12 protein-coding genes are annotated in these 13133 nt (G+C 64.5%); 3 read left to right on the top strand and 9 right to left on the bottom strand.

The window, feature by feature from the left end; all coding sequences use genetic code 11:
• Window positions 1-12 precede the first annotated feature (12 nt).
• The 3 genes from BXU06_RS03245 (at window position 13) to recN (ending at window position 4708) form a co-directional block, all read left to right on the top strand.
• The gene (locus tag BXU06_RS03245; protein WP_077296780.1) at window positions 13-1956 is read left to right on the top strand and encodes a chemotaxis protein CheA; all 1944 of its coding nucleotides are present in this window, start codon (window positions 13-15) and stop codon (window positions 1954-1956) included.
• Window positions 1957-2143: 187 nt separating this feature from the next.
• Window positions 2144-3019, top strand: a complete 876-nt coding sequence (locus BXU06_RS03240; protein ID WP_077296778.1) for an NAD kinase — start codon at window positions 2144-2146, stop codon at window positions 3017-3019.
• A gap of 27 nt (window positions 3020-3046) precedes the next feature.
• Complete coding sequence (gene recN, locus BXU06_RS03235; RefSeq protein WP_077296776.1) at window positions 3047-4708, top strand: DNA repair protein RecN; 1662 nt, start codon at window positions 3047-3049, stop codon at window positions 4706-4708.
• Between the two features lie 92 nt (window positions 4709-4800).
• Here recN and rraA read toward each other — a convergent pair whose 3' ends face one another.
• From rraA to rsxA, 9 genes are all read right to left on the bottom strand, one after another.
• Complete coding sequence (gene rraA, locus BXU06_RS03230; protein ID WP_077296774.1) at window positions 4801-5280, bottom strand: ribonuclease E activity regulator RraA; 480 nt, start codon at window positions 5278-5280, stop codon at window positions 4801-4803.
• A gap of 104 nt (window positions 5281-5384) precedes the next feature.
• Window positions 5385-6830 (bottom strand): DegQ family serine endoprotease, encoded by a 1446-nt coding sequence (locus tag BXU06_RS03225; protein WP_077302622.1) that lies wholly within the window; start codon window positions 6828-6830, stop codon window positions 5385-5387.
• Window positions 6831-6903: 73 nt separating this feature from the next.
• Complete coding sequence (nth, locus tag BXU06_RS03220) at window positions 6904-7569, bottom strand: endonuclease III (RefSeq protein WP_077296771.1); 666 nt, start codon at window positions 7567-7569, stop codon at window positions 6904-6906.
• Window positions 7566-8270: an electron transport complex subunit E gene (locus BXU06_RS03215; RefSeq protein ID WP_077296769.1), complete on the bottom strand. Its 705-nt coding sequence runs from the start codon at window positions 8268-8270 to the stop codon at window positions 7566-7568. Before BXU06_RS03215 ends, nth begins: the two co-directional genes overlap by 4 nt.
• A 63-nt stretch (window positions 8271-8333) precedes the next feature.
• Window positions 8334-8948, bottom strand: a complete 615-nt coding sequence (rsxG, locus tag BXU06_RS03210) for an electron transport complex subunit RsxG (RefSeq protein WP_077296767.1) — start codon at window positions 8946-8948, stop codon at window positions 8334-8336.
• On the bottom strand, window positions 8945-9958 hold the full coding sequence (locus tag BXU06_RS03205) for an RnfABCDGE type electron transport complex subunit D (protein ID WP_077296765.1): 1014 nt from the start codon (window positions 9956-9958) through the stop codon (window positions 8945-8947). Before BXU06_RS03205 ends, rsxG begins: the two co-directional genes overlap by 4 nt.
• Window positions 9955-11865: an electron transport complex subunit RsxC gene (gene rsxC, locus BXU06_RS03200; RefSeq protein WP_077296763.1), complete on the bottom strand. Its 1911-nt coding sequence runs from the start codon at window positions 11863-11865 to the stop codon at window positions 9955-9957. Before rsxC ends, BXU06_RS03205 begins: the two co-directional genes overlap by 4 nt.
• On the bottom strand, window positions 11862-12434 hold the full coding sequence (gene rsxB / locus BXU06_RS03195; protein ID WP_077296761.1) for an electron transport complex subunit RsxB: 573 nt from the start codon (window positions 12432-12434) through the stop codon (window positions 11862-11864). Before rsxB ends, rsxC begins: the two co-directional genes overlap by 4 nt.
• Complete coding sequence (rsxA, locus tag BXU06_RS03190) at window positions 12431-13012, bottom strand: electron transport complex subunit RsxA (protein ID WP_216352572.1); 582 nt, start codon at window positions 13010-13012, stop codon at window positions 12431-12433. The genes rsxB and rsxA overlap by 4 nt, the downstream gene beginning before the upstream one ends.
• Window positions 13013-13133: the final 121 nt, after the last annotated feature.

Here is a 13133-nt window from a genome sequence, read left to right as displayed (position 1 = left end):
CAGAGGATTAAGATGAGTGAATTCGGCGGAATGGACGAGCTGCTACAGGACTTTTTGACCGAGTCTTCCGAGCTCTTGTCCGACGTAGACAACAAGCTGGTCGAACTGGAGCGACGCCCAGACGACAAGAACATGCTGCATGACATTTTCCGGGGCTTTCACACCATCAAGGGTGGGGCAGGCTTTCTGAATGTCAGCCCGCTGGTGAATCTGTGCCACCGAACAGAAAACCTGTTCGACAAGTTGCGCAACAGTGAAATCCAGCTCAACCCGGAAGTCATGGACATCATTCTGGAAGCAACCGGCGTGGTGCGTGACATGTTTGACGTGCTGCGTCAGGGCCGCATGCCGGAAGGTGCCGACCCGATGCTGCTGGAAGCGCTTGATCGGGCGCTGAAAGCAGATCAGCCAATTACCGTGGTGCAGCTCAGCCCGCCCCCGCCCCCACCGCCAGTGGCCGCACCGACTCCTGCTGCGGCTCCGGCTCCAGCCCCGGCAGCAAGCCCTGCTGGAGCACCAGACTGGCAAAGCCTGTATCACGCCGTGGTGGTGCCCGCTCAGGCCGTGACCAGCGCGCCGGCCCCGGCAGCGGCTCCCGTGGTGGCCAAACCGGTTGCCGCTGCGCCCAGCCAGCCGCCGGCCGTTGTGGCACCGCCGCCCGCCCCGGTCCGTCAGCCCAGCAAGCCCACCGCCATGGCCCCGGTGCAGCAGGAAAACACCATCCGCATCGACACCCAGCGTCTGGATCAGGTGCTGAACCTGTCGGGTGAAATCGGCCTGACCAAAAACCGCCTGACCACACTGCGCACCGAAATCCTGCAGGGTAATCGCGACACCAACACCCTGCGCTCGCTGGACGAAGCCGTCAGCCAGCTCGACCTGCTGGTGGGCGACCTGCAAAACGCGGTGATGAAAACCCGGATGCAGCCAATTGGCCGGCTGTTCCAGAAATACCCGCGCCTGGCGCGCGACCTGGCCCGCCAGCTGGGCAAGGAAGTCGAACTGGTCATCATCGGGGAAGAAACCGAACTCGACAAGACCATGATCGAGGACCTCAACGACCCGCTGGTGCATCTGGTGCGCAACGCGGTTGACCACGGCGTGGAAACCCCGGACGAACGGATTGCCAGCGGCAAGAAGCCGCAAAGTGTGATTGAACTGTCGGCCCAGCAGGTGGGTGACCATATCCTGATCGAAATTACCGATGACGGTAAGGGCATGCGTGCAGAAACCCTGCGGCGCAAGGCTGTCGAAAAGGGCCTGATCGACCTGGAAACCGCCAACAGCCTGGACGACAAGCAGGCGCTGCAGCTGATTTTCCTGCCGGGTTTCTCCACCAAGGACCAGATTTCCAATGTGTCCGGTCGTGGCGTTGGCATGGATGTGGTGCGTACCAACATCCAGAAGCTCAATGGCCGCATCGACATCACCTCGGAAGTGGGCGAAGGCACTCGCATCAGCATCTCGCTGCCGCTGACCCTGGCCATCCTGCCGGTGCTGGTGGTCAAGGTGTGCAACCAGCCGTTTGCCGTGCCGCTGGCGATGGTGCGCGAAATCATCCCGATCGAGCACGACAGCATCCAGGAAGTCTCTGGCCGTCCCACCATCGTGGTGCGCGACGAAATCCTGCCGGTGCGCTCGCTGGCCGACCTGCTGGGCTGGCAGCCCACCCAGGAAACCCAGTTTGGCGTGCTGATGCAGTCGGCAGAGCGTGCGTTCATTCTGGCCATCGACGCCTTTGTTGGCCGTGATGACGTGGTGATCAAGCCGCTGCAGAACATTCGTCCGCGCGGTGTGGCTGGTGCCACGCTGTCGGGTGATGGTTCGGTGGTGCTGGTGCTGGACATGGAAGACCTGCTGGCCGAGCCGGCAGCCAATACCCCGTCGCCGTTGCTGACCAACAGCGCGCCGAGCAATCCGGGGATGGCGCGTCTGCCAGACTTCATGAACAACTGACCCGTTCAGCTGCGCACAAAGCCCCCGTTTTGGGGGCTTTGTGCTGTCTGACGCCACACCAATCGACCAAACTGCGCAAGATTTGACCCAGTGCGCAGCAGACCCCGGCTTTTTGGTCGGGGAGGATGTCAACTTAAGCCATGCAAGCCACTTGGCGCGCCCCCCGGCAAATGTTTTAATTCGCCCCATGGATTCCTTGTTCAAGCGCGTGGCGCTGGTCGCCCGTCACAGCAAACCCCAGGTTGTCGCCTCGCTGATCTCGCTGGCTGACTTTCTGGCCGAACGGCACATTACCGTCCTGGTCGATCGCGACAGCGTCAGCCACGCCGATGCAGGCCGCTATCCGCTGGTAGACCGTGCCGACCTGGGCAAACTGGCCGACCTGGCCATTGTGCTCGGAGGCGACGGCACCATGCTGTCGGTCGCCCGGCTACTGGCCCCGTACAAAGTGCCGATGGTCGGCATCAATCAGGGCCGGCTGGGCTTCATGACCGATGTGCCGCTGCACGAAATGTTCAGCACCATCGAAGCCATCCTGCATGGTGAGTTTGTGCCGGAAGACCGCATCCTGCTTAACGCCACGGTGATGCGCGAAGACGCCGAAGTCACCCGTACGCTGGCGTTCAACGATGTGGTGTTCAGCCGTGGTGCCACTGGCTCGATGATTGAATTTGAAATTTTCATCGACAACCAGTTTGTCTACAGCCAGCGTTCCGACGGGCTGATTGTGTCCACCCCCACCGGCTCCACCGCCTACTCACTGGCGGCAGGTGGGCCAATTTTGCATCCCACCATTCCCGCCATCACCCTGGTGCCGATTTGCCCGCAATCGCTGTCCAATCGCCCGATTGCCGTCAACGACAGCAGCGTGGTCGAGTTCATGCTCACCCGGGGCAGCGACAGCCGGGTGCATTTTGACGGCCAGTCACACTGCGACCTGCTGGAAATGGACCGGGTGGTGATTCGCCGCTACCGCAACCCGCTGCGCATCCTGCACCCGGTTGGCTACAACTACTACGATATGTTGCGCCACAAACTGCACTGGGGCGAACGCCTGCTCTGACCTTCTGCTGCCACCGGAACCCCGCTTATGCTGCTGTCCCTTGCCATCCGTGATTTTGTCATTGTTGATACCCTGGAGCTGGATTTTGCCGCCGGGTTTACCGTGCTGACCGGTGAAACCGGGGCAGGGAAATCCATTATTATCGATGCCCTGTCGCTGCTGCTGGGCGGGCGTGGTGATGGCAGCCTGGTGCGCAGCGGGCGCGACCGCGCCGAGCTGTCGGCGCGCTTTGACCTCAGCCGGGTGCCGGCGCTGGGCAACTGGCTGGGCGAACAGGCGCTGGCCGACGACAGCGGCGAATTGCTGGTGCGGCGCATGCTCGACGCCAATGGCCGCTCGCGCTGCTTTGTCAACGGCCACGCCGCCACCCTGGCCCAGCTGAAAACCGCTGGCGAATGGCTGATTGACATCCACGGCCAGCACGCCCATCAATCGCTGGTCAAGACCGACACCCAGCGTGACCTGCTCGACGCCTACGCCCAGGCCGAGGCGCTGGTCAGCCAGGTGCGCCAGCAGCACGCTGACTGGCACAGCGCACGCCAGGCCCGACTGGACGCCGAACAACACGCCGCCGCCTACGCGCTGGAGCGCGAGCGGCTGACCTGGCAAATCAGCGAACTGAGCGACCTGAACCTGCAAGCCGGCGAATGGGACACCCTGGGCCAGCAGCACCAGCGCCTGGCCAATGCCGCCGAACTGCAAAGCGAAGCACAGATTGCCCTGAATGCCCTGTCCGACGACGATGGCAACCTGATTTCCGCGCTGGCGCAGCTGCAAGGCCGGCTGACCCGGCTGTGCGCCATGGACAACCGGCTGGCCCCGATTACCGCATTACTGGATTCAGTAGACGCCGAGCTGCGCGAAACCCTGTATGCGCTGCGTGACTACGTGGAAGACGTTGAGCAAAATCCGCAAGAACTGGCTCAGGTGGAAAAGCGCATCGACACCCTGCACGCCGCCGCCCGCAAGTTCCGCCTGCGCCCGGAAGATCTGCCACAGCGGCTGGCCGACTGGCAGCAGCAGCTGGCCGCGCTGGACGATGTGGCCGACATGGACGCGCTGATTGCCCGTGAGGCCGACGCCCTGCTTAGCCTGCGCCAGATTGCCAGCCAGCTGAGCGCACGCCGCCAGCAGGCCGCCAGCGAACTGGCCACCCGCATCAGCGCAGAAATGCATTGCTTGGCCATGGAGGGCAGCCAGTTTGATATTGTGCTGACCACGCTGGAGCAACCCAATGCCTATGGCGCGGAAAGCGTGGAATACCACGTTGCCGCCAACGCCGGCACCCCGCTGCGTCCGCTGGCCAAGGTGGCCTCCGGGGGCGAGCTGTCGCGCATCAGCCTGGCCTTGCAAGTGGTCACCAGCGAGGTGGCTGCGGTGCCCACGCTGATTTTTGACGAAGTGGACGTTGGCATTGGTGGCCGGGTGGCCGAAGTGGTGGGCAAACTGCTGAAACGGCTGGGCGACCGCTACCAGGTGTTGTGCATCACCCATCTGCCGCAAGTGGCAGCGCGGGGCGATGTGCAGTGGCAGGTGGCCAAATCGGGCGAGGGTGAAACCGGCAGCGTGGTCAGCCGCATTCGGCCATTGAACAGCAAGGAGCGGGTGGAAGAGATTGCCCGCATGCTGGGTGGTGAGCAGATTACCCCCACCACCCGGCGGCATGCGAAAGAAATGCTGGCTGGCTGAGCGCGGCGCGCCAGCCAGGGCGCGCGCAATCCAAACCACACCACACAACGTGCCCTGGGGGGTGCGTCAGCGCACGCGGCTGACGCAATGCGTCACACCAGCGCCTGGGCGCTGACGATCACGCCGTCTTCATCGGCGTACAGCCAGTCGCCAGGGGTAAAGGTCACCCCGCCAAACGTCACTGGAATCTCCACGTCACCCACGCCCTTCTTGATCGACTTCAGCGGATGCGTATCCAGCGCGCGCACGCCAATCGGCAGGGCGTTGATCGCCACCGAATCACGGATGCAGCCATACACCACAATGCCGGCCCACTGGTTTTTCACGGCCAGTTCGGCAATCTGGTCGCCCACCAGCGCGCAGCGCAGCGAGCCGCCGCCATCAACCACCAGCACGCGGCCCTCGCCCGGCTGGGCCAGGGTGTCGCGCACAAGGGAATTATCTTCAAACAGTTTCAGCGTCACCACTTGGCCAGAAAATTGGGCATGGCCGCCAAAGCGTTTGAACATCGGAGCCACCACGCGCAGGTGGTCGCTATGTGCATCGCACAAATCAGTGGTTTGAAAACTCATGGTTTTTCCTTTGCAGAGGGAGTCGGACAACTGGCCATGCACGGGGTGGGTGTGATTGAAAGTATTCACCCCGTGCACACAAAACGCACGGCTGCGGGCGCGGCTTATTCGCGCAGGCGCAGCGGCAAGAACAGGGTGCTGTCGGCGCGGCGCACCAGCAGGGCCACGGTGTCATTGCCCTGCACCAGCTCGGCAAACGCTTTCAGGCTGAGCACCGGAGTCTGGTTCACCGCCAGAATCACGTCGCCGTGGATCAGCCCGGCCTTGGCCGCCAGGCCGCTGGCGTTTTCCACCAGCAGGCCGGCGTTCAGCCCGGCTTCGGCGCGCTGTTCCCGGCTGAGCTCGCTCAAGGCCAGGCCGATTTTGTCGTATTTCATTTTGGGGGCAGCTTGCGGCTGGGCTTTTTCGCTGGCAGCGCGCTCGGTGCTGGCCAGCTCGCTGAGCACCACTTCCACCACTTTTTCTTCGCCCTTGCGCCACAGCGTCAGCTTGGCCTTGCTGCCCGGCGCACGCGCGCCCACCAGCATGGGCAGGTCTTTCGAGCTTTCCACCTTGCGCCCGTCAAACGCCAGCACAATGTCGCCCACCTGCACCCCGGCCTTGGCCGCCGCGCTATTGGGCTCGATATTGACGATCAGCGCACCCTCGGCATTCGGGCGGCCAAACGAGCGTGCCAGCTCCTGCGACAGCTCCTGGATATGCACGCCCAGCTGGCCACGGCTGACCTTGCCCTTGGTTTTCAGCTGCTCGGCCACGCCGATGGCGATGTCGATGGGAATGGCAAACGAAATGCCCATAAACCCGCCCGAACGGCTGTAGATTTGCGAGTTGATCCCGACCACTTCGCCGCGCAGGTTGAACAGCGGGCCACCGGAATTGCCGGGGTTGATCGCCACGTCGGTCTGGATGAAAGGCACATAGTTTTCGTCAGGCAGGCTGCGCCCCTTGGCCGAGACAATCCCGGCGGTGACCGAGTTATCAAAGCCAAATGGCGCGCCAATTGCCGCCACCCATTCGCCCACCTTCAGCGCAGCCGGCGTGCCAATCTTCACCGTGGGCAGGTCGCTGGCGTCGATTTTCAGCACGGCCACGTCGGTGCGCTTGTCCACGCCAATCAGCCGCGCCTTGAACTCGCGCTTGTCGTTAAGCTTGACCTGCACCTGGGTGGCCCCGGCCACCACATGGGCGTTGGTCAGCAAAAAACCGTCAGCAGAAATAATGAACCCGGAGCCATACGACACGCTTTCCCGCTCACGCGGGACCTGGGGTTGCTGCTGACCATTGGGTGGCACAAAGCGTTTGAAGAACTCGAAGAACGGGTCGTCTTCCGGAATCGGGAACGGAAACGGCGAGTTTTCTTCGGCTTCCATCCGGTTGGCGCTGATATTGACCACCGCCGGGCCTTCGCGCTCCACCAACTGGGTAAAATCGGGCAGCAGCATGCCAATCTGGTTGCCCTGGCCAGGCTGCACCAGCGGGGCATTGCCCTGCGGCTTGCTGAAATAGTCGCGAACCTGCTGCACACGGTCGCAGCCGCTCAGGCTGGCCATCAGCGCCAGCGAGATCAACAATGGGCGGGCATAGGAAGATGACACGTTGGGTCCTTTCTGTTCAGCCAGCGGCTCAGGCTGGCTGCAGCGGGTTGCCGGGAGGCTGCCGGCAAGTGCGCTCAGGATACTCGCACAAATCGGCAATCACACAGGCTTCGCACAGCGGCTTGCGCGCCTTGCACACATAGCGGCCATGCAAAATCAATAAATGGTGGGCGTCCATCCGGTAGGCCGGCGGCGTCCACTTGACCAGCCGGTCTTCCACCTCGCGCACCGTGGCCCCACTGGCCAGCCGGGTGCGGTTGGCCACCCGGAAAATATGCGTATCGACGGCAATGGTCGGCTGACCAAACGCGGTGTTCAGAACCACATTGGCGGTTTTGCGCCCCACGCCGGGCAAGGCTTCCAGCGCGGCGCGGTCTGCCGGCACTTCGCCGCCGTGCTGTTCCAGCAGCAGGCGACAGGTTTCAATCAGATGGCGTGCCTTGCTGCGGTACAGGCCAATGGTCTTGATATAAGGCTCCAGGCCGTCAATTCCAAGAGCGTGGATCGCCGCCGGGGTGTTGGCCACCGGAAACAGCTTGCGGGTGGCCTTGTTCACCCCCACGTCGGTGGCCTGCGCCGACAGCAGCACAGCAGTCAGCAATTCAAATGGCGAGTGATACTCCAGCTCGGTGGTGGGCTGCGTAATGGCCTGGGCCAGCCGGGCGTAAATCTGTTGGCGCTTGTCGGCATTCATGGCTGTTCTCCGGCCAGGGGGGCAGCGGCAGCGGGCTGCGTCTGTGGCCGCGCCTCCCACCACTGTTTGGCTGCCACCAGCAGCGCCAGCCCCAGAAACGCCCCCGGCGGCAACAGCGCCAGCAAAAACTGGTAATGTGCCGACGCCGGAACCAGGTGAATCACCCAGTCGCGCGCCGGCTCACCCAGCACCAGCTCCAGCCCGGACAATAATGTGCCGCGCCCAAGCAGCTCGCGCAAGCCGCCCAGCACCGCCAGCACGGCAGTCAGCCCCAGGCCCATCATCACCCCATCCAGCGCAGCGTGGGCAACGGGATTGCGCGAGGCAAACGCCTCGGCCCGCGCCAGCACAATGCAGTTGGTGGTAATCAGCGGAATGAAAATCCCCAGCACCGCGTACAGCTCGGGCAGGCCGGCGCGCATCAGCAGCTCCACCAGCGTCACCAGCGCGGCAATCAGCAAGATGAACACCGGATTGCGCAACTCATCGGGCACCCAATGGCGCAAACTGGCAATCAGCGCCCCGGACAAACCGGTAACCAGCGCGGTGGCCAGCCCCAGGCTGACCCCATTGACCACACTGCTGCTGACCGCCAGCACCGGACACAAGCCCAGCAGCTGCACCAGCCCGGCATTCTGCCGCCACAGGCCGTCACGGATAATCCCCCGGGCTTCCAGCCCGGTCAGGCCAAACCCTGCCATTGCCTCTCCTTGAATGGAATGCAAACCGCTCTACCGCGGTCTCGCGGTATCCTGCTTGATGTCCTAATGCCCAGATGCCTGCCCGGCCAACACCTGCGCCGCCCGCCCCACTGCCGCCGTCACTGCACGGGCGCTGATGGTGGCACCGGCCATGGCATCAAACCGACCCCCATCTTTTTTCACCTGCCAACGCTGCCCCGGTGCCTCGCGCTGGCCAATAAACTGCTGGCTCCACGGGCTGCGGGCGGCGTCGATATAGTCGCCCAGGCCTGGTGTTTCCCGATGCTCCAGCACACGCACCCCACTCAAGCGGCCATCGGCCTGCATGCCCACCAGCAGGCGAATCGGCCCGGCATAACCATTCGGAGCCACCACCTCCACCACCCAGCCACTGGGCTGCCCGGCCTGCGTGGCGCGGTACAGCACGGCGGGCGGCTTGAGCCCCAGCCGGGTGGTGCTGGCGGGGTCCAGTGGCTGCACATCGGCCAGCAGGTCATTGTCAAACGCGCCAGCTGGCAGCACCTGCGCCAGCACCGCCCGACGGCTGGCCTCGGCATTGGCGCGCAAGGTGTCGCGGGTCAGCGCTTCGGTGGCGGCCAGCAGCAGCGCACACACCAGGGCGAACAGCGCCAGACGGATGGCGCTGCCCTGCGCCCGTTGCCACGCCGACTGCATCATGCGCCTCCCTGGCCACGCGACTGGCCAAATGCCGGCGCGCGGGTGTGCTGGTCGATAAACGGCACAGCCAGATTCAAAATCAGCACGGCAAACGCCACGCCATCCGGAAAACCGCCCCAGGTGCGAATCACCCAGATCAGCAGGCCAATGCCGGCACCAAAGATCAGCCGGCCACGTGCGCTGCTGGGCGCAGACACCGGGTCGGTGACGATAAACCATGCACCCAGCTGGGTGGCCCCGGCCAGCAAATGAAACAGCGGGCTGGCGTAGCGTTCGGCATCCAGCAGGTGGGCGATGCTGGCCAGTACGGTCAGCGTGGCCAGCATCGCCAGCGGTGCCTGCCAGCGCAGCACACCGCGCCAGCCCAGCAGCAGCCCGCCCAGCAGCCAGGCTAACGCCACCCACAGCTGGTCCAGGCTCACCGGCCAGGGCCCGGCCACCAGCAAGTGGCTGAGCGGCTGGCCATTGAGTAGCCCGGTACGCACCGCATCCAGCGGCGTGGCCCCGGCCAGCGCATCAGCACTCATGCCGGCAGGCAGCTGATGGGTGAGGATATAACGCCATTGTTCCAGCCCAACCAACGCCGGCTGCGGCGTCCATTGCGACATCTGTGCCGGAAACGACACCATCATCACGGCAAACGCCACCATGGCCGGGTTGAACGGGTTATTGCCCAGCCCGCCGTACAGCTGCTTGGCCACCACAATGGCAAAAAAACTGCCCAGCCCCACCAGCCACCATGGCCCCAGCGGCGGAAAGGTCAGCCCGATCAAGGCACCAGTCAGCACGGCGCTGCCATCGCTCAGAAACGGTCGCAACGCCACCCCGCGCAAACGCAGCATGCCCGCCTCACACAGCCAGGCGGCCACCATGGCCAGAATCATTTGCAGCCACACTGCCGGCCCGGCCAGCACACCCAGCAGCAGCGTGCCGGGCAGCAGGGCCACCAGCACCCACAGCATCACCTGGGTCACGCTTTTGGGTTGAGAGAGAAACGGGGAAGACATCATGGGGATCCTGGGTCGGAAGGCATGGCGGCCACCTTGGCGGCCTGTTCCGCTTTGCGCACAGCGGCTCGGGCCATGGCGGCTTCGATGGCGGCGCGTTTGGCATCGTCCGCGCTGGCGGCAGGCGCAGCGGCGGGCGGGCTGTCGACTTTGGCGGCCTGTTGTTCGGCCTTGCGTGCCGCAGCGCGGGCCATGGCCGCTTCAATCGCCGCGCGTTTGGCGTCGTCCGCACTGGCGGCAGGCGCAGTGGCGGGCGGGCTGTCGGCTTGGTTAGCGGCCTGTTCGGCCTTGCGTGCCGCAGCGCGGGCCATGGCCGCTTCAATCGCCGCGCGTTTGGCATCGTCCGCACTGGTAACAGGCGCAGCGGCGGGCGGGCTATCAGCTTTGGCGGCCTGCCCAGCCGTGCGCGCAGCAGCGCGGGCCATGGCGGCCTCAATCGCCGCACGTTTGTCATCGCTGCTGACTGGCGAGCTTGCCTCGACGGTTGGCGCGCTGCTGGCCGGCGCAGTGCGCGAGGCCAGGCGGGCGGCTTTTTCGGTTTTGTCGCGCACCAGACGAAACTGACGGAAATCATGGCGCTGACGCGCGCGTTCGGCAGCTTTCTTGTCGCGGTCGCTGGCCCACAGCTCACTTTTGGCAAAGCGATAGTAGTCCACCAGCGGAATCTGGCTGGGGCAGACATAGCTGCATGCGCCACACTCGATGCAGTCAAACAAATGGGCGCTACGCGCCTTGTCAAACTGACGCGCCTTGGCAAACCAGTACAAATCCATCGGCTGCAATTCCGCCGGGCAGGCTTGCGCGCAGTCGCCGCAGCGGATGCACGGCATGGCCGGCGGGCGCGGCGGAAACAGCGCCGGACTGGCGGCAATCAGGCAGTTGCTGGCCTGATTGATGCCGGCGTGCGGGTCGGGCAGGGCAAAGCCCATCATTGGCCCGCCCATGATGATCTGGTCGCTGTCGGCGTGGCGGCCAGCCTGTTGCAGCAGCCAGTGCGCCGGGGTGCCCAGCAGCGCATCGACATTGCCGGGCTCGGCCAGCGCGCCGGTCAGCGTGACCAGCCGGCTGATCACCGGCTCGCCGTATTCCAACGCCCTGGCGGCGGTGTACAGGGTGGCCACATTCAGGCACTGCACACCAAAGTCGGTCGAGCGCCGCCCGGCTGGCACCGATTTTCCGGTCAGCAGGTGAATCAGCTGCTTGGCCCCACCGCTGGGGTAGCGGGTGGGAATCACCACCACGCTAAAACCGCTGCCGGCACAGGCAGCCTGCATGGCGGCAATCGCCTGCGGCTTGTTGTCCTCAATGCCGATCAACACTTCGCGGGCATCGGTCAGGTGCACGGCCAGATGAATGCCGGCCACAATGCCGGCGGCGCGTTCGCGCATCAGCCGGTCGTCACAGGTGATATAGGGTTCGCATTCGGCACCATTGACCACCAGAGTGTCCAGCCCGCGCCGGGCCAGCTTGAGATGGGTGGGGAACAACGCCCCCCCCAGCCCGGCCACACCGCGTTCGCGCAGGGTGTCCAGCACCTGGCGCGGGTCGGCGTGCTGCCAGTCCAGCGTGTGCCGCTCGCCCCAGCGCTCGTCGCCATCCGGCTCCAGGGTGAGGCCAGGCCCGTTCAGACCGGAAGGGTGCGCCAGCGGCAGCGGGCCGATGGCGCGCACCACGCCGGAGGTGGGCGCATGCACGCCCACCGACATGGCTCCATCGGGCTCAGCCAGTCGCTGGCCCTTGTTCACCCGTTGGCCCACCGACACACACGGGCGCGCCGGGTTGCCCAGGCTCTGGCTGAACGACAGCTGCAACAGCGGCGGCAGCCCGGCCTGACGGATGGGCACTTCGCTGGATTCAGTTTTATGTTCGGGCGGGTGTACGCCGCCATGGAAAGGAGTCAGGGTTCTCATTGGGGCGGAGCGCCGGGGGCAACAGTCAGGGGAATCACCGGGTAGCGCCATTTCCAGGTGCGTGGGGTGTCGGCCAGCGGCTGCATGCTGATACAGTCCACCGGGCAGGGCGGCAGGCACAGCTCGCAGCCAGTACATTCGCTGGCAATCACCGTGTGCATCAGCTTGGATGCGCCGACAATGGCGTCCACCGGGCAGGCCTGAATGCACAAGGTGCAGCCGATGCAGGAAGCTTCGTCGATCAGCGCCACAGCTTTGGGTTTCGGCTGCGCCGCGCCTTCGGCAAATGGCTTGAATTCGCGCCCCAGCAGTTCGGCCAGTTTATGGATGCCGGCTTCGCCACCGGGCGGGCATTGGTTGATATCGGCTTCGCCAGCGGCAATGGCGGTGGCGTAGGGCCGGCAGCCAGGGTGGCCGCACTGGCCGCACTGGGTTTGCGGCAAGATGGCGTCGATTTTGTCCACCAGCGGATCGCCGTCCACCTTGAAGCGCACCGAGGCAAAGCCCAGCAAGCCGCCCAGCAGCAGCGCCAGCCCCACCAGCAAAGCCAGGGTCAGCAGCGCGCTCATTTCACCAGCCCGGAAAACCCGCTGAACGCCAGACTCATCAGCCCGGCAGTCACCAGCGCAATTGGCGTGCCGCGAAAGGGCGCGGGAATATCAGCCCCCTCCAGCTTTTCCCGTAGCGCGGCAAACAGCACCAGCACCAGCGAGAACCCCAGCGCGCTGCCCAGGCCAAACAGCAGCGCTTCAATAAAGCTGTGGCCCTGCTGGGCATTGAGCAGCGGCACGCCCAGCACGGCGCAGTTGGTGGTGATCAGCGGGAGATAAATGCCCAGCACCTGGTAGAGCACCGGGCTGGTTTTGCGGATGATCATTTCGGTGAGCTGCACAATGGCGGCAATCACCACAATGAAGGCGATGGTGCGCAGGTAATCGAGCGCCAGCCAGACCAGCAGCTGATTGAGCACATGGCTGGCACCCGAAGCCAGCGTGAGCACAAAGGCGGTGGCCGCGCCCATGCCGATGGCGGCTTCAAGTTTTTTCGACACGCCCATGAACGGGCACAGCCCGAGGATGCGCACCAGCACCACGTTATTGACCAGCACCGTGCCGACCAGAATCAACAGGTAGTGGCTGAAATCCAGCGTCATGGGCAAAACGTCCACCTTGGGCAGCAGCTTGGGCGCTGCAACCGAACAAGCCATAAAGATGGCCCCGGCATTCCGGGGCCTGTCCAGGCCAGACAGTGCGGCCCTGCGGCTATTA

The organism is Aquaspirillum sp. LM1 (assembly GCF_002002905.1).
In the GTDB taxonomy this organism is placed as follows: Bacteria; Pseudomonadota; Gammaproteobacteria; order Burkholderiales; family Aquaspirillaceae; genus Rivihabitans.
Note: the sequence above shows the minus strand (reverse complement) of the source record. Positions and strands in the feature narration are given on the sequence as shown.